Annotated in this window: 20 protein-coding genes and 2 pseudogenes; all 22 read right to left on the bottom strand. The window is 57.4% G+C overall.

Going from position 1 to position 18,971, the window contains the following annotated elements; all coding sequences use genetic code 11:
- Nucleotides 1–6: 6 nt before the first annotated feature.
- Nucleotides 7–597, bottom strand: a complete 591-nt coding sequence (locus PR017_RS24060; RefSeq protein WP_111217234.1) for a hypothetical protein — start codon at nucleotides 595–597, stop codon at nucleotides 7–9.
- Between the two features lie 17 nt (nucleotides 598–614).
- On the bottom strand, nucleotides 615–2,387 hold the full coding sequence (locus tag PR017_RS24055) for a ShlB/FhaC/HecB family hemolysin secretion/activation protein (protein ID WP_111217236.1): 1,773 nt from the start codon (nucleotides 2,385–2,387) through the stop codon (nucleotides 615–617).
- Between the two features lie 22 nt (nucleotides 2,388–2,409).
- Nucleotides 2,410–3,147: an invasion associated locus B family protein gene (locus PR017_RS24050; protein WP_240538872.1), complete on the bottom strand. Its 738-nt coding sequence runs from the start codon at nucleotides 3,145–3,147 to the stop codon at nucleotides 2,410–2,412.
- A gap of 223 nt (nucleotides 3,148–3,370) precedes the next feature.
- A complete protein-coding gene (locus PR017_RS24045; RefSeq protein WP_133255545.1) occupies nucleotides 3,371–3,589 on the bottom strand; it encodes a hypothetical protein in 219 nt (72 codons plus the stop codon).
- A 184-nt stretch (nucleotides 3,590–3,773) separates the two neighbouring features.
- Nucleotides 3,774–3,968, bottom strand: a pseudogene (locus PR017_RS24040) (transposase); the annotation flags it as partial.
- A 609-nt stretch (nucleotides 3,969–4,577) separates the two neighbouring features.
- Complete coding sequence (locus PR017_RS24035) at nucleotides 4,578–5,558, bottom strand: type VI immunity family protein (protein ID WP_161959290.1); 981 nt, start codon at nucleotides 5,556–5,558, stop codon at nucleotides 4,578–4,580.
- Between the two features lie 11 nt (nucleotides 5,559–5,569).
- Nucleotides 5,570–5,965: a VRR-NUC domain-containing protein gene (locus PR017_RS24030; protein ID WP_133255547.1), complete on the bottom strand. Its 396-nt coding sequence runs from the start codon at nucleotides 5,963–5,965 to the stop codon at nucleotides 5,570–5,572.
- Nucleotides 5,966–6,279: 314 nt separating this feature from the next.
- Nucleotides 6,280–6,402 (bottom strand): hypothetical protein, encoded by a 123-nt coding sequence (locus tag PR017_RS24025; RefSeq protein ID WP_275113007.1) that lies wholly within the window; start codon nucleotides 6,400–6,402, stop codon nucleotides 6,280–6,282.
- Nucleotides 6,403–6,658: 256 nt separating this feature from the next.
- On the bottom strand, nucleotides 6,659–7,015 hold the full coding sequence (locus PR017_RS24020) for a T6SS immunity protein Tdi1 domain-containing protein (RefSeq protein WP_133255548.1): 357 nt from the start codon (nucleotides 7,013–7,015) through the stop codon (nucleotides 6,659–6,661).
- The gene (locus PR017_RS24015) at nucleotides 7,012–7,320 is read right to left on the bottom strand and encodes a GAD-like domain-containing protein (protein ID WP_111217169.1); all 309 of its coding nucleotides are present in this window, start codon (nucleotides 7,318–7,320) and stop codon (nucleotides 7,012–7,014) included. The genes PR017_RS24020 and PR017_RS24015 overlap by 4 nt, the downstream gene beginning before the upstream one ends.
- Nucleotides 7,321–7,413: 93 nt before the next feature.
- The gene (locus PR017_RS24010; protein WP_161959291.1) at nucleotides 7,414–8,088 is read right to left on the bottom strand and encodes a GAD-like domain-containing protein; all 675 of its coding nucleotides are present in this window, start codon (nucleotides 8,086–8,088) and stop codon (nucleotides 7,414–7,416) included.
- 11 nt (nucleotides 8,089–8,099) lie between these two features.
- On the bottom strand, nucleotides 8,100–8,519 hold the full coding sequence (locus PR017_RS24005; protein WP_111217174.1) for a polymorphic toxin type 15 domain-containing protein: 420 nt from the start codon (nucleotides 8,517–8,519) through the stop codon (nucleotides 8,100–8,102).
- Nucleotides 8,520–8,791: 272 nt separating this feature from the next.
- Nucleotides 8,792–9,562, bottom strand: a complete 771-nt coding sequence (locus PR017_RS28630; RefSeq protein ID WP_111217176.1) for a DUF4150 domain-containing protein — start codon at nucleotides 9,560–9,562, stop codon at nucleotides 8,792–8,794.
- Between the two features lie 177 nt (nucleotides 9,563–9,739).
- Complete coding sequence (locus tag PR017_RS23995; RefSeq protein ID WP_240538874.1) at nucleotides 9,740–10,744, bottom strand: DUF2169 family type VI secretion system accessory protein; 1,005 nt, start codon at nucleotides 10,742–10,744, stop codon at nucleotides 9,740–9,742.
- Between the two features lie 62 nt (nucleotides 10,745–10,806).
- A pseudogene (gene tssI / locus PR017_RS23990) lies at nucleotides 10,807–12,754 on the bottom strand (type VI secretion system tip protein TssI/VgrG); the annotation flags it as partial.
- Between the two features lie 16 nt (nucleotides 12,755–12,770).
- Nucleotides 12,771–13,019 carry a PAAR domain-containing protein gene (locus PR017_RS23985; protein ID WP_341798967.1) on the bottom strand — a complete coding sequence of 83 codons (249 nt, stop codon included), beginning with the start codon at nucleotides 13,017–13,019 and terminating at the stop codon, nucleotides 12,771–12,773.
- Nucleotides 13,020–13,116: 97 nt separating this feature from the next.
- On the bottom strand, nucleotides 13,117–13,593 hold the full coding sequence (locus PR017_RS23980; protein ID WP_111217180.1) for an SMI1/KNR4 family protein: 477 nt from the start codon (nucleotides 13,591–13,593) through the stop codon (nucleotides 13,117–13,119).
- A 159-nt stretch (nucleotides 13,594–13,752) separates the two neighbouring features.
- Nucleotides 13,753–14,325 carry an SMI1/KNR4 family protein gene (locus PR017_RS23975; RefSeq protein WP_111217182.1) on the bottom strand — a complete coding sequence of 191 codons (573 nt, stop codon included), beginning with the start codon at nucleotides 14,323–14,325 and terminating at the stop codon, nucleotides 13,753–13,755.
- A 45-nt stretch (nucleotides 14,326–14,370) separates the two neighbouring features.
- The gene (locus tag PR017_RS23970) at nucleotides 14,371–15,759 is read right to left on the bottom strand and encodes an HNH/ENDO VII family nuclease (RefSeq protein WP_111217184.1); all 1,389 of its coding nucleotides are present in this window, start codon (nucleotides 15,757–15,759) and stop codon (nucleotides 14,371–14,373) included.
- Nucleotides 15,752–16,114, bottom strand: a complete 363-nt coding sequence (locus PR017_RS23965) for a hypothetical protein (RefSeq protein ID WP_111217186.1) — start codon at nucleotides 16,112–16,114, stop codon at nucleotides 15,752–15,754. Before PR017_RS23965 ends, PR017_RS23970 begins: the two co-directional genes overlap by 8 nt.
- 3 nt (nucleotides 16,115–16,117) lie before the next feature.
- Nucleotides 16,118–18,283, bottom strand: coding sequence for a type VI secretion system tip protein TssI/VgrG (gene tssI / locus PR017_RS23960; RefSeq protein WP_111217188.1), 2,166 nt, complete (start codon nucleotides 18,281–18,283; stop codon nucleotides 16,118–16,120).
- A 17-nt stretch (nucleotides 18,284–18,300) separates the two neighbouring features.
- The gene (locus tag PR017_RS23955; RefSeq protein ID WP_111217190.1) at nucleotides 18,301–18,963 is read right to left on the bottom strand and encodes a contact-dependent growth inhibition system immunity protein; all 663 of its coding nucleotides are present in this window, start codon (nucleotides 18,961–18,963) and stop codon (nucleotides 18,301–18,303) included.
- Nucleotides 18,964–18,971: the final 8 nt, after the last annotated feature.

The raw sequence follows: 18,971 nt of genomic DNA, 5'->3' as shown, positions 1-18,971 counted from the left end.
TGGCGGCTACTTTCGTGGCGTAAGCCACGCCTTTACCTGCTTCATGAACGTTTCGGCCAATTGGGTTGCAACGGCCGTTTGATTGGGCGTGACGGCCGCATTGATCATCATCGCGGGAATAAGAGCCAGTCCATCTCCGCGGACCGTCATGTCATTGGCGCGTATGTCCTGTGCCTGCGCAATCAGCTTCCCGCTGCGTATATCTTCCAGCCGGACGGTTCCCTCGATGAAGCTATTGTTGCCTGCAATAATTCTGCCGGGAGCCGACGCCACATCGAGGTCGTGAAGGGTGACAATCAGCCTTGCGGGAATTCTACCGCCTGGATAGCCCTTCAGATCCTTTGCAAGCCGTTCCTGCAGCACGCGCGATACAAGCGCGACCTGCGATTCCCGTGTGTCGCCGTTCAAGAGTGGCGATCCCATTCTCACATCGGGTGCTGCTTCTATTCGGACATCGGCGATGCTGGCTGTACCGAGCGCTGCCGTCAGCCGTGGATCCTGCGTGGTGCATCCTGCCGCCATGACGGAACCCACAACAGCAACGGCAAACAGAGCCTTCGTCGCCACGCGATGCAATAGTTTCAAATTGTTCTTCACCGTACTCACCTTCTGATTTACCATTTTAGAGTTGTACTGACGAACAGAAGACCGCCGTCGCCGCGGTCGATCGTGCCGCCCAAAATGTCCGAATAGCCGATATCGAGATCGACATGCCCGCCGACGAGCTTGGCGCCGACGGTCCAGCCAAACATGTCGCCGCCCTCAATGCGGTGGGACGCCTGCGAGGCGATCCTGCCGTAGTCGAGGCCGACATAGGGCCTGAGCTCACCAAAAGCTTTGGAAAGGTTGGCTTTGCCAGCGAAGGGCTGCGTGCGCCAGGCGAGATCGTTGCGAACGAAAAATCCGTTGTTACCGTAGAGCATGGTTTCGCGTGTTCCACGCACCGACGAATAGCCGCCCAGCGACATCTGCTCTGCACCGAACAGATTGTCGGGTGAATACTGTGCCGTGACAATCGAATTGAGTTCTAGATGCTGTGCGGCCACTTCAAGCGGTCGCATCATGGTGATCGTGCCCGTGAACTTGGAGAACCGGGGATCGGCGTCGCCTGCCCCGGGGTCTCCAGGCGAAACAGCGTCGAACAGGTCGAGCCCCTGGCTGTAGGTGACGTCGAAAACCCAAAGACCGCCCAGCATCCGGCGGGAATGAGAGATGCCGAGGTCTGCGTCCGAATATCTGCGGCTGCCGACCTCGATGCGGTTTCCGAGCAGGAAGTTGTTGGTTTCCTTGTAAGTCAGACCGCTATTAAGGGTGGTGATCGAGTCCTTGTCGCGAAAGATCACGCGGTCCGCACTCATACCCGCCTGCTTGCTGTTGCCTGCAGTTTGCAGCGGCCCGAAGTTGCCCGGAACGCTGCTGTCATAGTCATACAGTGAACCGTTCAACGACAGTGTCCAATAACCATAGGGAACGCTTGTGTTGGCGCTGTAACTGTTGCTTCGGCCTTGGCCATCGCCGTGCCACGGATAGTCGGGGCCGGTACGGTCGTAAGAGAAGCTCCATTGATCGTTGAGGCCGAATAGATCGTCGTATCCGACAGACGTCGAGGTCTTCGAATAGCCGGTCTGTTCCTGGCCAAGATTGCTGTTGCCAACCGATAGATGCCAGGGATGATCAGGCTTGTTCTCGACATTGAGAATTGAGGTGCCATCGCCCTTCCCCGGCAGCATCGCTGTCTTGGCGTTGTTAGACGAGAGACGGTTGATCTGGTCGAGGCCCTGCTCGATATCGCGCAGGTTGGCGACCTGTCCTTTCATCCCTGGAAAGGCGGTGGCTACCGTGCCGGACCGAGGGGCCGGCTTGCCATCAACGTAGATGTCAGACAATTGCCCCTCGACCGCTACAAGTTTCAGAACCTTCGTGCCGGCGATGTCCTGGGCCGGCACGTAGACACGCGCGGCAACATAGCCTTTGTCGAGATAGAGGTGGGTCACGTCCCGCAGCAGGGTATTGATCTGGCCGGCACCGATGCAGTTTTTGCGATAAGGCGCCAAGATCTTTGCGATGTCAGATACCGAAAGCTGTTTGACGCCATCGACCAAGACATCACGGATGGCAAAGCACGACCCGTTTCTCTCTCCACCAGCTGTTGCTGGAAGACCTGATCCTGCTTGCGAGGGTTTGGGGGTCATCCGGCCCAGCGTCTCAAGCCGCTGCTGTTCGGCCTGCTGCGTCTGGCGGCGCGCAAAATCGTCGTTGGGCGATTGCGCGTCTGCGATCGACGCAGAAGCAACCACTACCAGTATGGCAGTGAGAGTTTGCGCAACCAGCGAGCCTGCGATTGAAAGGCGGCCGCTTGCGGTGTTGGCCGAACACCAGACTGTCATGACGGGCATGTTAAACCCGGCTTCAGTTAGCAGCAGACTTCTGCAGCGCATCCAACGCTGCCGAAAGGCCCTTCAGTGAGAATTTGATATTGACCTTCTGTCCACTCATCATTTGCACGTGACCAACCCCATCCGCTGCCTTGGCAAGGGCTGCGATCATCTTCGCGTCCATCTTCTGCTGTGCCCAGCATCCAGCTTCGGTGCAGTTGCGATAGGCAAGCTGAACGATGGGCTTGTCTCCTGCATCGATGCTGAGGCCCGCCGGCAGATACATGTTCAGAGGGACCAGAGTGGTCAGCACGACATCGCCTGCTGCAGGCTTTGCGCCCTTCTGGGCCGCCGCCGACGCTGCAGGCACCCTGGCAATTGCAAGGGTCAGAATGTTGACGTCCTTGTCGGCCTGCTTGACGGTCGCGATCTGCGCGACTTCACAGTTCGAGATCACAGAGCCGTCGTTAGCTTTGCTGTCGACGCAGCGATAATACCAGTCATCGAATTTTTGCACGCGCGCCTGTGGTGCCGGTTGTGGCTGCGCAACAGGATCGGCATTCTTTTGGCTGGGCGCATTGATTGGAGCGGCTGGCTGTTCCTGCGCGAGGCCGGAATGCCCGTAAAGAGCACTGGAAACAAGCATCACGGATGCCAACGTCTTCACCGAAAATACTTTACTCAAAGCCTTGAACGTCATGCAATCCCCCAGGAAAAATGCTTTAGGAATGACCCGATCGACCTGCCCAATCGAAAGATCATCAAATTTCATGAAAACATTTTTTAGGAATATGCAGCCGATCATCGGCCCAAGCGGGGATATAACAGACTAAAAACGACAAGGGCAGAGCCTGTCTTTAGGGTGGTTACCCAATTGCATCCGTTTTCCGAAAAGACGTGGTATATCTACATCATCGACCTCCTGAAATTGACGGATATTCCGACCGCGCAGCATCGGCGGCACCGTCGCGGAGGAGGAAGCGACAGAGATATCGTTAATTTCCAGCAAAATAGAGCCAGCCTGCCATTGGTGCAATTGTGGAATATTCCTTATCATTCGCGAGAGACCTACGGATTCCGTCGGTGAGCTTGACGGGATCGTCAACACGGATTGAGAAGACTACTCCGTAGGCAATCCAAAGCCCGCTGTCGGTCAGTGACATTGCTTGCAGAAGAATGGTGTCGTTGACCATATACGCTGCAGACTTTTTCATTTTGGCCCTATGGGATGATGATCGGATTCAAGTTCACGCCCTTCGAGGCAACATACGCGGCCATTCATGGCGGCGTCTCAGGTTGAGCCGGCGATGAGCGCTCCACCGGTTGCCGCCGAAAGGGTGACGGTAAAGCCGCCGGTACGAACATCTCGTGCCGTGCCGTGGACCACCATGTCGGAAATCCCTCAGTTTGACGCAGGAGTAAGTCGGAAACGAGGTCCAAGGTCAGTGCGGTCTCAAGCACTTAGGAATAACGCGGCTGGCCAGCTTTAGTCTTGCGTCGTGGCGCTGCCCAACCATGAATAGCCTCCGACGTTAACCAGAGCGTCAGACTGCTCCGTTGGCGCACACAAGCATCATACTCGTTGTTGAGCAGCTCGACTTCATCGAGCTCTTTTGAATGAGCGGGTATCAAATGTTTCTCTTTCATCGATGCATCTCTCATGACCCTGTTGCCATGGCCGCCGCGCCGCCGGTGCCAAAAACACCGAGTGAGGCAGCCCCACATGGGTCTGCGACGGCACAGGCAACAATACCGATAGACGCCAGAGCACCGCCAACGCCGAGGCTGATCTTCTGACCGGTAGTCAGCACCTATTCCTATGGTGCGGTAACGGGCTGGGTTTGGCTCTGTTCATCGCCGGTGCACTGGCAGTATCGTTTGACAATGATTTCCTGAAGCTTTTCTCGTTGCTCGGGAGATGGCTTGACATCGGCTCTGCTGGCCTGAACGCCACCGAGCTCCCGCAACCTTCGTCTTAGTGAATTCGACAGGCTGGTCTCCTGCCATCTTCATCACATCAGCCGTGAGCGCGGCACTCCCATCCTCGTCATGTTTACGGATTTGGGCACCGTCAACCCCGTCTATCTCTCCGCTGTGGGAGAACACGGACAGTGCCTTTGGCAAGATCGCGCGAATAGGCCACATTCGAGGAGGGTACCGGCTTGTCGGGACTTTCTCATACGTCGGGCAGAGGAAGTGCGATTAATCGAACCGTCTAATCCAGCTCAACGTCTCTTCCAGATCGTCATATGGCTCTGGCAGGACAATCAACGCGAGCTTGTACTCTTCGAACCGAACCGGTTTCAGCGCTCTTGAAACGTGACGATAGTCGTCGAGGACGATGCCACGATTGTTATCGCCCAACTGTGGCTCATCGCCAGCCTGAACTATCACACCGCCCTTGAAGTCGAAAACCGGGCATGAGCTTCCCAGTTCCGTTTCCAGTGCCTGCTTCCCGCCAAGTCCTTCGACGATTTGATCGCACAGAATGGTAAGCCAGTTGATCGATTTGATGAAAAGACCATCGCTCCGCGCAGCCTCCACCTGAAATATGTTGGGGTCAGAAAAATCCAGGCCGGGAAATCGTTTCAGCGCGGGAATGGTGGCCACGCCTCCAGAGCTCCCGGAAAAGGCGCCATGCTCGAACAAAACACTAAAGCCGGCACTGCCGTGAACCGCATCGACCATAGAGCACCAGCGGCCAACGAGATCCCGAAAATATTCGTACCCTTTTTCAACGATGAAGGAGCATGGAAAGTAGACGCATATGCTCGAGTTTCCGTGGGGGAACAGAGGCTCCGGTGCACTGGCTGTGAAGGAAGCGGTTAAGGCCTGGGGTTCGTCGACAACCTTCTGGCCAGGATAGCCGAACACCATCGCGTCCATCGGCTCATCTGGCGACAGCGTCTTGGCCTTTTCTTCATAATAATCCAGATAGGCGTCACCATCGATTTTAGTCAGCCGGTTCGCGTCGACCTTGAGATAGTGCGAAAGCTGACCGGCGAACAAGGCATGGTATTCCCGCAGGATTCTGCAGAGCGCCAGACGCGTCTCTACGGCCTGACCATTCGAAAGGTAGAGTTCGAAAGCAAATCCCACTCTTGCGACAACGAAGCCGTTGTTGAGCAGCGCGACTTCATCGAGTTCTTTTGCATGAGCGGGTGTCAAATGTTTCTCATTCATCGTTTCATCTCTCAAGGCGCTGTTGCCAAGGCCGCTGCACCGCCGGTGCCGAGAACACCGAGTGCCGCAGCCCCACATGGCTCTGCGACGGCACAGGCAACAATACCGATCGCCGCCAGTGCGCCGCCAACGCCGAGGCCAATCTTCTGACCGGTAGTCAGACGCTCTTCCTGTGGTGCGGTAACGGGTTGGGTTTGTTTCTCTTTATCGCCGGTGCACTGGCAGTCTCGTTCGACAATGATTTCCTGAAGTTTTTTCCCGCGAGCTCGGGAGATCGCTTGGTATCGGCTCTGCTGGCCCGAACGCCACCGATCTCCCGCAAACTTCATCTCAATGAATTCGACAGGCTGGCCTCCCGCCATCTTTATCACATCCAGCCGTGATCCCGGCACGCCCATGCGCGTCATGGGAGCGCTAGCGCCGCAAATGGCGTACGGTTGTCGATCTCCCACATGGCGCCCCCTCAGTTCAGATCGATCGTCGCCGCTTCGAGACTAATATTGCGTTCGGCTGTTTGGGAAATAGTAACGCCCTGTACATACACTCACGAGCATCAGCAATGCTCCAGCTATTGTCTTTACATAGAACCCGAGATGAAATTTCATCGATAGTTGCGGGTCGAAGCTCAACATCACGCGCATCTTCTACCTTGCGGTCGTCGACCCAATACAGACCCCGACCTTCGTTGTGACCTGCGCCGTCGCTCCTGCTTTCAGGACGGTCAGACCCTTGCCGCATCAACCTCAAACACGATGGAGACCTGGTTCCAGTCGGCTTTACGCAGATCGTCAGAGCCAAATATACCCTTTGCGATTGCACCCATGTATTCAATGTTTTCAGACATCTAATTCACTCAATGCCTTTGAAAGGGACCCTGTTGAATTTCTGACCAGCGGCATTTCGCAGACGGTGCTTTTTTATATATTTAATAGCACCCGTTTTGGGATCAGGCACATTATAAGTAACATCGTAAGCGTTCAGACTGAACTGATCCCGGTGGCTTGACGACCATAGTCACCTGTCCGCGCTAGATGCGCGACCACTCCCGAATGATGCGAACTCGTAGGTAGCCGCCGTGCGGGTTGTTAACGAGAAATTCCCTACCCTATCTTCCGTATCATTTTCGAAACGCCATAGCTCTCAACGTCCACAAGCATGAAATCCACCGTTTGAACTACAATGGCGAAATGCTCAGGAGCCTTGAGAAGCTTTAACTTGGCAATATCGGGAGATCCGCCAAGCGCCAGTGCAGGCACAAAACCATAGCACTCCCCTACATCAACACGACCTAGCTTTTTGAGCGCGCGTTGGAACAGCGGCTTATTATTGAGATCATAAAAATCCGCATCTGTCCCGAAAGGCGTGATGAAAGTCCGCTCGATATTTGCATCCATCTTCAGATTTTTAGTCAGTGACCGACACGTTATTTCTCCATCCAGAATATCAATGATTGTCAAACCATAGTCCCGGTGCCAACAAAATAGTTCGCCGAACGCGCTGTAGGAGTACGCGTGGCAATGTTGATGAGAAAACTCGGCATCTCCGCCGAAATCAGCGCTAACACGCCTTGAAAATCGTTCGGATGACAAAGTTGTATTTGTCCCTCTTGCAATATAGCGCGACCATACTTCTCCATAAACAAAATCAGATCTGTAGGAAACCTTCCCTGCAACTGGTGTTTCTCTTCCCCTGAGAACGGAAAATGCGGGTCTGGAGCGCCAAAGTCCTCGATATATTCCCGGATGTCATTCGATAAATTCATAGCAAAGACTCCGGAAATTGATCTTACGCACGTGCTTCAAACCACAGGCGGAACAAAAGTTGTGAACGGCGGGTAGAGAGTGACTGAGAATATTTAACCGATGGAGCGGACAGGAACCACATCTGTCGCAGTTATTCGCATTAGCTGGAAATCTTCCAGTTGGGCCAAAATCATAAAGTGTTCTACGGCTGACAAACGTCTGATATTTCCTACCTGCTGGCGAGGCCCGAATGCACCCGAGATCGCAAGCGCAGGGACAAAACCGAAACATTCTCCGATCTCAGGCGCCCCATAGAGATCGGCACAGCGATCAAACATCGGTTCTCCGTTGGTGTCGTAGAACTCGGCAGCATCCTTATCCGGTATTATGCCGCTCGCAACATGATCGGCTGAAGCGTTTTGTTGCCATCCGGGTACTGTTAGCGGTGGACAATAAATTGCCCCCAACGGCAACTCAATATCAAAATCAAAATACTGCTTTGACCAACAACGAAGTGTGCCAAATGCCGTATATCCCACAACATGGCATTCCTCGTGATGGAAATCAGGATCTGCCTTGAAAGCCATTGCTAAGATCGGCCTAAGTTCGTCCGGATCGCATAGTTGGAAAAGACCACCATGAAATGATGCAAACCCATATTCTGATATAAATTCGATAAGGGACGCAGGATACAAATTGGAGAGGCGCTCGATTGTACCCGAGCTCGGCTTTTGCCCAAAAGAGATCGGCTTATAATTGTTCAAGAAATACTTGAAATTTTCATGCATTCTTTTGCTCCTTAGTCGCAAGGCTTCAGGTTGACGTGCATACGTTCTCCGGCGAGACCTGTTTTTCGCATCTGTTCCGCTTCCTGCCGTAGCGAAGCCGCTCTCCCTTTTTGGGTCCATTGATTTCCAATGTATGAGTTAATTTCGGTATCGCCCAGGATCGGATTGCCGCTTGGATCCACAGAAAACTTTGCAGGGTCGCCACCAGCTACCATGTCGAGGAAGTGGGTCGCAGCTTTGCCTTCGACAGCGTTTGCAATATCGGCCTCTGTTTTTCCCTGTGAGCGTAGATACTGCTTGTAGAGGTTGCGATGCTTCTGCTGCAGATATGGTTGTCGCAGCGGGTTAGTACCACCTGCTTTTTCCATCACCCAATGCGCGTAACCCATATCGTCAGCAGACATATTTTTATTGATATTCCATCTGCTCATCGAGTTGGCGTTTGTATTCTTTTAATTTGCCTTTTAGCCGTTCTGGAACTTCGAAACATTCTACCTCCTTAAGTGGAACCTCCCGTGTACTTCTGGCACCCTTATCCCCGTCTTCTTCCGTCCTCTTTAGCTCCCTGGCTTTTTTCGCCTCATCTTCTGCTTTTTTTGCTCCTTCAAACGGTGCTCGGCCTTGGTGATATCTGATGCCCCCTCAAGCAGTTCGCCGGCCCCTTTTGCCATCTTCACTTTTTTAAGCGGATTGAAGACTTCCCCTACGACCCCAACCGCGGCGCCTGCCACCTTCGGCAAGCCACCTTGGCATACATCGCCTTGGTTCCGGACACGGCGGACGATGCCTCGCCCTTTACCCAGTTGGCGGACTTCGAAGCGCTGCCGCCCGGGTCGTCCCACACCTGCTGCGCTACATGCGCTGCCCCCGTGCCGGCGCCAACTACGAAATTCTTAGTGCCCTCCCATGCTTCCTGCGGGGTTGGCAAAGCGTTCCATGCAGACGTGGCGTCTTTTTGTATAAGGCTCGGGTCGGCCGTGTAGTCCCACGCGCGGGAAACTACACCTTGGCCTGTCTTGGCTGTGTCAGATGTGGTCGTTACGCCGTCCCAGAAATCGGCAGCACCCTTCTTGAGGCCCGAATACCAAGCCCTATCCTGATGATCCGTCGAACTTGGCGGAGCCTGAAAATCCGTCGATTTTACATTGACATATTCGCCTTCGGTATTGCCACTATTCAAGGTGCAGCGATCGCTGTGCCGTTGCACCCAAATGCCGTTTGCACGAACTATTCCCGAGGAGGTTACCGGCTCAACAACGTCGCCTACGGTTTGTGACTTGCATCCGAGGCCGACGCCTGGCTCATCACCGTAACAGCAAGAAAATTTGGAGTCTTGGCGCTTGATGAATAACCCGTTCGAGCGGACATCGGGAGAGTAGTTCAAACTGTCGGACGCCCTTCCCCAGGACATATATGGAACCGGGCTTTCCGGTGATTTACAAACATCTGGGGACAGACAAATGGCGAGCGCCATACTGTCGCTCGGTATGAGCTCTGGCGGAGGGGATTGGCGGCTGTGGGCGGGGTGGTGTGTTGGCGTTTTTCCTGTGTTGTTTTAGGATTTGGGTCGCTGAATCGGCATTTGGGTCGATCCGTATGTAATCCAATGGTTCTGGCTCTGGAGGTTCTGGCACGGGCTTGTCGTCTGCCATCAGGCAACACCCTCCCTCACGTCGACGAAACTTAGGCACGGGAGACCCACGCGCGCCGGCCAGGGAAAGCCGATGCGCCACGTGAGGAAGACTCGGCCGACGCCCGGGCGCATGTCGAAATGGACGCCATCGAGGGCCATCGGGCCGCGCAATGGCCCGTCTCCTTGATCGATCTCGACCTGCAATCGAATGTCCGGCAGGCGGCCACGCAATATCGCCCGTCCAGGCAGTAGTTGATCGAGCTCGAACTCTTCGTCGCCGTTGAGATAGGTCTCGCTGACGAGGCCTTTCGGGGCGGCCTGCCAGAAGGAAAAGTCGAAATCCGTCGGCAAGAGCGGATGCCGCTCCTTCAGCCAGACATCGTCATACGTGCCGGCTCGGGAAACGCGATCCGTCCAAAAGGGAGAAACGGGTCCCAAACCGGCCGGTGGGAGGCGGTCCTTGACGTCGCGGATCGGTTGGTCGGCATCTTCTATTTGCGGCGCTGGCCATTCTGGCCGTTTGCGGAAGCGCGCCTCATCGACGAGGCCGATCCCGATAGGGTTGCGCTCGCATACTTCACCGCCCTCGATCCGCCCGCCGAATGCCAAGCGCCAGTCTATCGGGACATGGTCTACTGGGGTGCCTTCGGTCATATCCCAGCCATCGAGCATGTCTTCCTTGTCGCGATCGAAAAGACCGCGCCAAGTCTTGCGGGTCCGTGCGCGCCATACGCGGGGTCCGTGAATACGCAACCGCCGTCCGACAGGGCCTACCTTGATGCCGCAGGTCCAAGACGAAGCGGCTTGCTCACCGGGCGCAAAGGCCGCACCGATGAAGGTCACGTCCGTCCCAGGCTTGTAAGGCGCCAGGTCCGTACAGGCCATCTGTGACGCCTTGTGCGGATCGCCGTCATAGGTATCGGACATGACAAGCGGGCGCTGGTTGTCGTCGACAACGAGCGGGCCGCCGCTCGCCAGTTTAAAGGTTCCTCGCGCCACCACCACGCCCAAGAGGTCGCCCACCAGATTATACTGGCGAAAGCGAGTGCTGGGAAAGGTGTATGGTTTTCAACCGACATCAGCGATCATCCCTTAGCAGCGGAATCAGCCGATGTGGGTGAAGCCTCCGAAAAACCACCGCCAGGCTTGTTGAGGTCCACGACGGAACCGTTGATCTGCGTCGGGCCGGACGCGGTGAAATTGAAATGCGTGCCCAGGATAATCACCGTGCCGTCCTTGCGCATGATGAACTTAGATGCACCGCATTCGACGACAAACTCCTCTCCGACAATGACCTTCTTGAACTTGCCGACGCTTTCGAGCGAGGTTTGCCCGACATTCACCACCTTGCTTACGCCGATCTGTTCGGCCTTGGCGACGCCGACGCTGGTGGATTGGAAGGCGCCGACGATGGTGTTCATGATGCCGGGCATCGGGAAGAGGCTGGAGGCAGCGTCGCCGACGCCGGTGCCGCTGCCAGCGAGTGCCGTGCCGGCGTCGGCGCGAGGGCTCGGGCCGGAGACGACGCCTTCGCGGCTGCCGAGACCTCCGGCTCCGAGGAAACCCAATGCCGAGGAGGCGAGCGTCGTAGCGAAGGAGGCAACGCCCGGGCCGCCGCCGCCAGCGATCTGGGCTGCCTGGGAGAGCAGGCCTGCTGTCTGCCCGGACAGCGCCTGGACGCCGGCCATCGCCAGCAAAGCCATCGGCCCGGTGCCGCCGACCACCGTATTCACCGAACCGCCGATCTCGTGTTTCTGGCTACCGGAGACTTCGACCGCGCGGTTGCCGCCCACAGAGGCCACCTCGTGGCGGTCGACCCGCTTGGTGCGATCGTTCAGCACCCGTGTCGTCTGGTCCTTCTGGGCGTGGAAGAACATGTTCTCCCTGCCCGCCTCGTCCTCGAACGACAGCTCGTTGAAGCCGGTGCCCTTGTGCGTGTTGGAGCGCATCACCGTGCGCGTCTTGTTCGCCGGCAAATCATACGGCACCCCATTCGCCGGATTGGGCACCACCCCCGTCACCAGCGGACGATCCGGATCACCATCCACGAAGGCGACCATAACCTCCATGCCTATGCGCGGGATGATCTGGCCGCCCCAGGTGGAGCCGGCCCAGGATTGGGCGACGCGCACCCATGTGGTGTCCGAGCCGTCCTTTTTTGCCCGGCGATCCCAGGGGAACCACACCTTGATGCGGCCGTATTGGTCCGGGTGGATCTCCTCGCCCTCAGGACCCGCCACGATCGCCACCTGCGCGCCCTCGATGCGTGGCCGCTTCGTCTCGCGGTGCGGCGTCATCGGCACGCGTGACGGGATCGCCTCGAAGCGGTTGGTATATTCGGGCTCGTTGGTGTTGGTCTCGTAGGAGCGGTCGACGACCTCGTAGACCGTCCGGACGATCACGTGTTCCTCGTAGCCATGGTCGGGATGGGCGACTTCGTAAGGAGTAAACCGGCGGCCGGCTTCGAGGATGCGCGAGGTCGAGGCGCCAAACACCCGGTCGTGGTCGGCCTCCGAGGCCTGCATCCGCAGCTCCTCGGCGCGCTCTGCCTCAGCCACCGAGGAGATGCGGGCCGGATATTCGTAAAGCTCGCGCTTGATCGCATCCGGCATCTGCACCAGCGACGGCGTCATCGTGCCCGGGACCATGCGCGGCGTCTCGAAATTCCAGTCGGAGCCGGCCCGCTGGCCCGACACATAGGAGAAGCGGCGTGCCCAATCGTTGATGTGGTTGCGATCCGACGAGCCCTGAGCGAGGCGCACCTTCGTCTCGCCCCTGGGCCGACGGTGACGGGCCGAGCCAGCCGCTAGCGCTGTCGGCCACATGCAGCCGGTGCTTGCCATCCTCGTGGGAGAACCAGTAAAATAGCCCGTCCTCTTCGAAACGGCGGGTGAGATAGGCGAGGCGTGATCGGCGGGCCCTCGTTGCGCTCGGTGACGAGGCCGTTGAATGGACGCCTGACGGTACTCCCCTCCTCGCCGTCCCCCGCTAGACCTCGACAGACGCGTCAATCAAACAAATTATTGGCTGCTCAGAAAACATTCAGTCTTCACTCCGACGTAAACCAGTCGAGCCCTTCGACGATGCGCCCGCCATGGACTGTCGGATCGCCGATACGGGCAAGGGCCTTGCCTTCGATATAGACGAGCGGTGAGCCGACGGAGATCGTGTCCGAGGGCCCGGCCATGCAAATGCACCGATCTCCGACTACTGCAACCGGAACGCCTCCGACGGTAACAAGCGATTGAGTTTCGGAAATGGGTCCGCCAACATGCGGGTTAGGCCCCGGCTCCACCATCGGGCAGACATGGTTGTGACCTTTGAGCGAGACATTAGCCATTGATGTATCTCACGCCTCCATTAAATCGCAGTTGTGAACGCTCGGCGCCGCCTGACTAAGTTCTGTAGGTCAAATGTTCGTTCACATGCTCGAGTAAGAACGTTCCAAAGCTATCAGCCACGAGTTCGGAACCGTGGCTCATTCCTCGTTCATCAAGTTCGAAGATTGCCGCTTCGCCCGGCGAAGTCACTTGAGCGCAATCAATAACGAAATAGGGACCATAACCCGATGCCTTTATCCTGATCATCGTATCGGATATTTCGCCGTCCTTACGCGATCGCTCGGTGGTGAAAACGACGCTCGGCGCATTTTTTCCGTCTAGACCAGTTCGACCAAGGCCATAGAATTCATTGCCTCCAAACCCCAGAATCCCAAATTCTGAAAGCATCGCCTTATAGGAAACGGGAAGATCCGCGCCTAATCGCTGCTCGAGCGCTCCGATCAAAGCGTCGGATGCAGGCATCAAGTAGTCGATCTTTACTCCGTTGTTGCGCAGTTTCTCGATAGCGAATCTATAGTTGGCAAGGCTCATTTTGGTTCTCCGAGACAGCCGGCACACTCGAATTGCTATGACAAACCTGCAGCCACACCGCTCCTTTTGATTGGGCCCGGGCTCCACCGTCGGGCTGCCATGCTGCCCTTCTTAACGAGACATTCGCCCGGTCCGTCCAAGCTAGCGGCTGTGCGCAAACTACTCGAAGTCCTTTGCCCGATCCTTCCAATAGTCGCTGACAAATTTCCGCGATGGCGGTGAGTCTTTGGTATCGTCATCGAATTCCGGGCCGCCTTGGGCGCGCGCTTCCACAGTGCGGCGCACCTCGTTGCGCAGAAACTCGCCAAAGCTGTCCGCGAGTCTGTCTTTACCGTGTATGTGCCCGCCGGTTGAGACCTCGTAGACCGGCGCCTCGCCGTCCGCGTTTATTTCAGCGCACTCCATCACATAGAAGGGGCCATAACCCGCCGTTAGAAAAGGAATCATCGTCTCGCTGATCCGACCGTTGGCACGCTCTCTTTCGGTAGCATACACGACATTGGTGACGAATTTCGCGTCTATACCTTGCGATAGCCACCCATAAATCTCGACCGTGTCAAATTCGAGTGCGCCATACTCGGACAGCATTTTCTTATATGATACCGGCAGGATGACGCCGAGGCGGGCCTCGATCCGCTTCACGTCCTCCTCTGTAGCGCTTTTCGTTCCGAGAACGTCGATCCCGTTTTCTCGAAGGCTACGGATTGCATCATCATACATCGCGGCGCTCATTATCTACTCCTATTCACAGTTTCCCAAAATAACCTGCGGTTGCAATCACGGAGGCGGTCCGTTACCGAAATCCTTGGCTCTGGCGCGCCAGTATCTCGACCGGTAATTGTTATAGTCTATCTCGTCCTGCGGATGCAGCTTTCTCCAGCTTATATAGTCGGCGTCGCCTTTCGGGTAGATGTGAATTGTATTGTAGTTGTCACTATGGAATGTGCTTTGAACCTCCGCCAACGGGCCCTTTTGGCCTGTCTCTCGCAGGGTCTCTTGCTGAAGCATATGGTGCAATTCAATTTGACTTCCATCCGAACCATATGGCGCTAGGCCAGCCTTCATACGCTGATAATTGGTGCGTCCCTTTGCATCGACAAGATTAGGATCGATCAAATCATCCCGCTGGTAAACTGTCCGCCCGCCGATCTCCTTTTTCTTCCAGAGCCGGGGGGTCGGCCCACCTGGATCCTTGACATTGTCATGGGTCGACCTCGGCAGCCCCGCGTGATCGTCGCCGAAGCCTTTGTGCGCCTTCGCGTGCTCCACGACCTTGGCCTCGGAAAGCTCGATACGTGCAGTTTTGCCGACATTGCCCGCGGCGCGCTTCAGCGTGACGACGATCTTGCGAGCCACGCTGCCAACCTTCTCGCCGATCGAGACGGCTACCCTGAAGGCGACAGCGCCTGCGCCGGCCGTCAAAGCACCGGCCGCTGCCGAAATAGCAAGTTCCAGCGCGAGGAAGGCACCGTCGATGCCGAGCGTCCCGAAAGCGTAACTCGGGCCGCCCTTTTCCCAATCAGAGAGGAATTGCTTGTAACGTGCGAGCGCAGTCTCTTTCAGCGCATTCCACACTTTGGAAAGCGCAGCAGTGACCTGTGCATGGCGTGCATCCACGGTCGCCTGCGTGGCCGCAATGGCCTTGTCCTCGTTCGTTGTGTCCGCCTTGTAGTCGTAAAGCCCTGTTCGCTTGCCGAGCCATTCGACCGTCGCCTTGCCACCCTTGATAACTTGCGATGTCTGATTCACGTCGACGGCGACGCTGTCCCGTATGCTGCGGTCGAGATTTTCGATATCATCCTTGAAGCCCGGATCGTAACCGAAAAAGGTGCCTACCTTTTGCGCAGCCCAATATTCGCTGCGTTGCATGGCGAGATTCGCGGCGCCCACACCAGGTGGGGTATAATCGTCGAGCGCGACGCCGGCAGCTTCGACAAGACCCATCGCCTCCTTGACTGCGCCCTCCATCGCAGCAAGGATTGCGTCGCGGGCAGCCGTCTGCTCATTCGCTGTTCCAAGGACGCCGCCCAGCAGACCGAGCGTATAGACCATGCTCCAATATTGAAGGAGCCGGTCGTAGGTGTATTTCTGAAGGTCGGTGTCCGGATGTGGATGGTAGCCCTGCGGCCGGGTATCCGGATATGCCGCCGCTGTAGCGCTACCCATCGGCCTCTTCCTCCCGGAAATGCCACTTCTGGAGCTCCTGCGGAACCAGTTGGTCGAAGTTGAGCGACGCCGTTCCAATTGCCGCCATCAGCCCGCCAGTCCCAAGACCGACGAAGCCAAGCGCCGTGCTCAATGCCCCGATAGCAGTGGCGATATCGGCAGAATTCTGTGGATTGGCCTTAGCTATCAGTTCCTGAATAACGGAAGCCTGATGTTCCGGACTGAAAGACAATTCCGTCATTGAACTGAATGGCTTGATGCCGACATGTGCCTGAAAGCGGCTGCGAACCTCGTCCCGAACGCTGCGCCTTTCATTTGCCTCGGGTATCCAGCCGCCGGACGTTACCAGGGTCATCCGTCAATTCCTGCGGATATCGACTTTCGAAGCTTTCAGGACAAGTTCCTGAGCCGCTTCGATCGTCACGTTTTCGCCCTTGACGTGGATCGTGCCGTCCGCCTCCATCCTGACGCTGGTCTTGCCCACCACAATCTCATAGGTCTTGCCCACGACCGTGGACTTGGCCATGCCCACTTCCTGGTAGTGGCCGATCGCGGTCGAGTCGTTGCGGATCCCGCCGACCGTTGTCTGCAGTCCGCCGCCGATCGTCATCGACTTTGCAGCGCCGACAATCTCGGTCGAAGAGACCATAACAGTTTCGGCCTTATTTTTGGCAACGCCGATAACGAGGTTGCCTTCGCCCATTGTGGCGTCTGCCAGAATACCCAGTTTGTCGGTAAAGGCTCCGAGCTTGCTCGTCAGCAGGTCGCCAATATTGCTGCGCAGCACGCCCATGGCCGCCGTCACTCCCTTTTGCAGGATGTTGGGCCCGACCATCAGCGTCATGTTGCCGCCAATCACTTCGTGATGGTTGTTTCCAACCTCGATCGTCTTGTTGTGGCCGATCGATTCCGCCTGATTGTTGTCGATCCGTTTCGAACGCGAATTTTCCACGTGAATGCGGTGATCCCGCTGGGCATGCATGTAAACTTCCTCGCGGCCATTTTCGTCCTCGAAGGAAAGCTCGTTAAAACCGATGCCTTTGTGCGTGTTCGTCCTGAATGTGCTCTTCGTTTTATTGGCCGGGAGGGTATAGGGCACCCCATTCGCCGGATTGGGCACCACCCCCGTCACCAGCGGACGATCCGGATCGCCATCCACGAAAGCCACCATGACTTCCATGCCGATGCGCGGGATGATCTGGCCGCCCCAGGTGGAGCCGGCCCAGGATTGGGCGACGCGCACCCATGTGGTGTCCGAGCCGTCCTTCTTTGCCCGGCGATCCCAAGGGAACCACACCTTGATGCGGCCGTACTGGTCGGGATGGATCTCCTCGCCCTCTGGACCCGCCACGATCGCCACCTGGGCGCCCTCGATGCGTGGCCGCTTGGTCTCGCGGTGCGGCGTCATCGGTACGCGTGACGGGATTGCCTCGAAGCGGTTAGTATATTCGGGCTCGTTGGTATTGGTCTCGTAGGAACGGTCGACGACCTCGTAGACCGCCCGGACGATCACGTGTTCCTCGTAGCCATGGTCGGGATGGGCGACTTCGTAAGGGGTAAACCGGCGGCCGGCTTCGAGGATGCGCGAGGTCGAGGCGCCGAAGACCCGGTCGTGGTCGGCCTCCGAGGCCTGCATCCGCAGCTTCTCGGCGCGCTCTGCCTCGGCCACCGAGGAGATGCGGGCCGGGTATTCGTAAAGCTCGCGCTTGATCGCATCCGGCATCTGCACCAGCGACGGCGTCATCGTGCCCGGCACCATGCGCGGCGTCTCGAAATTCCAGTCGGCCCCGGCGCGCTGGCCCGGCACATAGGAGAAGCGGCGTGCCCAGTCGTTGATGTGGTTGCGATCCGACGAGCCCTGGGCGAGGCGTACCTTCGTCTCGCCCCTCGCCGACGGTGACGGGCCAAGCCATCCGGAGGCGCTGTCGGCCACATGCAGCCGGTGCTTGCCGTCCTCGTGGGAGAACCAGTAGAACAGCCCGTCCTCCTCGAAACGCCTTGTAAGATAAGCCAGATCGGTCTCGTTCCACTGAACCGAATAATGCTGGGGTGGTGGCGGAGAAACAATCCCTGAGGTATCGGGGGCGGGAATGCCGTGCTCGGAAAACAGCGTGTCGACGATGTCGACCGACGTCTTGTCCATCCAGATGCGGCAGTCGGAGCGTTGCGACAGAAGCCACATCTGCGGCCGAAGTACGATCGAATAGGCACGCAGGCCGCGGGTGATCGGCGGCCCCTCGTTGAGTTCGGTAACAAGGCCGTTGAAAGGCCGGCGCACCGCACTGCCCTCCTCCCCGTCCCCCTGCTCGACCTCCACGGAAACATCCATCAGTCGGCCGATCAGATCCTCCGGCTTGACCTGCTCCTTCTTCGAGCGCGCCGATATACGGATCTCGAACAGCGCCGATATGCCTTCGTGGATAACCGCGCGCTCAGGCAGAAGCTGGTCTTCGCCGAGCGGCGATACGATCTTCAGGATACGGTTTGCCTGGATGAAATCGGCGGCTGATGACATGTCGTCCATGGGCTAACGTCTCTCGTTCATGCGACCGTGAAGCCGCTAAAATCTGCAGGGTTGGCCGAGATCCGCTCGACAGCCTGCCGGAAGTGGCGAAAGCTGCCGAACAGTCCGGTCTCGAGATCGAACCAGCGCTTGCCGAAAACCTCGGTGGCACGGTCGCCGTAGAGGTCCTCGAACTCCTGGAGTTCGAGGAGCAGCGCCGGCCTTTCGGTTGCCGGCAGAGCGCCCAGATGGATCGACAGGGCATGGGGCACGCTGTCCGCGCCAGCCAATCCCAGCCTGCGAGCTTCGGCACTGAGAGCGGGTAAGTCGAGGCACGCCCGCGCCAGCCGGCGCAGCTGCGGGAATTCGGGCCGTAGGTCAGCCTCCAGAAACTGGCGGAGCGCGGCGGGGTCCTCAACGACAGCATCCACCATCCGGAGGAACTCCTCCGTGCCGAACCCCGCATCGCTCGGGTCGAGATCGTCGCCGAAAGCTTGCAGGAATGCCTCGTCGAGATCGGCTGGATGCTGCTGCCGGAAGCTATCGATCTCCGCCTGGAGCGCCTTCCCCGCATCGGCAGACAGACCGCGCGCGTAAAGCGCCACAGCTTCCGGTACGGTCTCGGCCTCGAGATCCATGTCCTGGTGGAAGCAGCTGCCCATCATGTCAGCCAGTGCTGGAAAAGTCCGTTCAGCGCTCATTCGGCTCT

The organism is Rhizobium tumorigenes (assembly GCF_003240565.2).
Taxonomy (GTDB): domain Bacteria; phylum Pseudomonadota; class Alphaproteobacteria; order Rhizobiales; family Rhizobiaceae; genus Rhizobium; species Rhizobium tumorigenes.
This window is presented reverse-complemented; position numbering and strand designations above follow the sequence as displayed.

What these genes read in the sequence shown, in the direction of transcription:
- PR017_RS24045 (WP_133255545.1), bottom strand. Translation starts at nt 3,589, where the DNA reads ATGAAAAAGTCTGCAGCGTATATGGTCAACGACACCATTCTTCTGCAA.
- PR017_RS23955 (WP_111217190.1), bottom strand. Translation starts at nt 18,963, where the DNA reads ATGAGCGCTGAACGGACTTTTCCAGCACTGGCTGACATGATGGGCAGC.
- PR017_RS23980 (WP_111217180.1), bottom strand. Translation starts at nt 13,593, where the DNA reads ATGAGCCTTGCCAACTATAGATTCGCTATCGAGAAACTGCGCAACAAC.
- PR017_RS23975 (WP_111217182.1), bottom strand. Translation starts at nt 14,325, where the DNA reads ATGAGCGCCGCGATGTATGATGATGCAATCCGTAGCCTTCGAGAAAAC.
- PR017_RS24050 (WP_240538872.1), bottom strand. Translation starts at nt 3,147, where the DNA reads ATGAAATTTGATGATCTTTCGATTGGGCAGGTCGATCGGGTCATTCCT.
- PR017_RS24035 (WP_161959290.1), bottom strand. Translation starts at nt 5,558, where the DNA reads ATGAATGAGAAACATTTGACACCCGCTCATGCAAAAGAACTCGATGAA.
- PR017_RS24005 (WP_111217174.1), bottom strand. Translation starts at nt 8,519, where the DNA reads ATGAGCAGATGGAATATCAATAAAAATATGTCTGCTGACGATATGGGT.
- PR017_RS24025 (WP_275113007.1), bottom strand. Translation starts at nt 6,402, where the DNA reads ATGTCTGAAAACATTGAATACATGGGTGCAATCGCAAAGGGTATATTT.
- PR017_RS24055 (WP_111217236.1), bottom strand. Translation starts at nt 2,387, where the DNA reads ATGACAGTCTGGTGTTCGGCCAACACCGCAAGCGGCCGCCTTTCAATC.
- PR017_RS23985 (WP_341798967.1), bottom strand. Translation starts at nt 13,019, where the DNA reads ATGGTGGAGCCGGGGCCTAACCCGCATGTTGGCGGACCCATTTCCGAA.
- PR017_RS24015 (WP_111217169.1), bottom strand. Translation starts at nt 7,320, where the DNA reads ATGAATTTATCGAATGACATCCGGGAATATATCGAGGACTTTGGCGCT.
- PR017_RS23970 (WP_111217184.1), bottom strand. Translation starts at nt 15,759, where the DNA reads ATGGGTAGCGCTACAGCGGCGGCATATCCGGATACCCGGCCGCAGGGC.
- PR017_RS24010 (WP_161959291.1), bottom strand. Translation starts at nt 8,088, where the DNA reads ATGCATGAAAATTTCAAGTATTTCTTGAACAATTATAAGCCGATCTCT.
- PR017_RS24030 (WP_133255547.1), bottom strand. Translation starts at nt 5,965, where the DNA reads ATGACGCGCATGGGCGTGCCGGGATCACGGCTGGATGTGATAAAGATG.
- PR017_RS23965 (WP_111217186.1), bottom strand. Translation starts at nt 16,114, where the DNA reads ATGACCCTGGTAACGTCCGGCGGCTGGATACCCGAGGCAAATGAAAGG.
- tssI (WP_111217188.1), bottom strand. Translation starts at nt 18,283, where the DNA reads ATGGACGACATGTCATCAGCCGCCGATTTCATCCAGGCAAACCGTATC.
- PR017_RS28630 (WP_111217176.1), bottom strand. Translation starts at nt 9,562, where the DNA reads ATGGCGCTCGCCATTTGTCTGTCCCCAGATGTTTGTAAATCACCGGAA.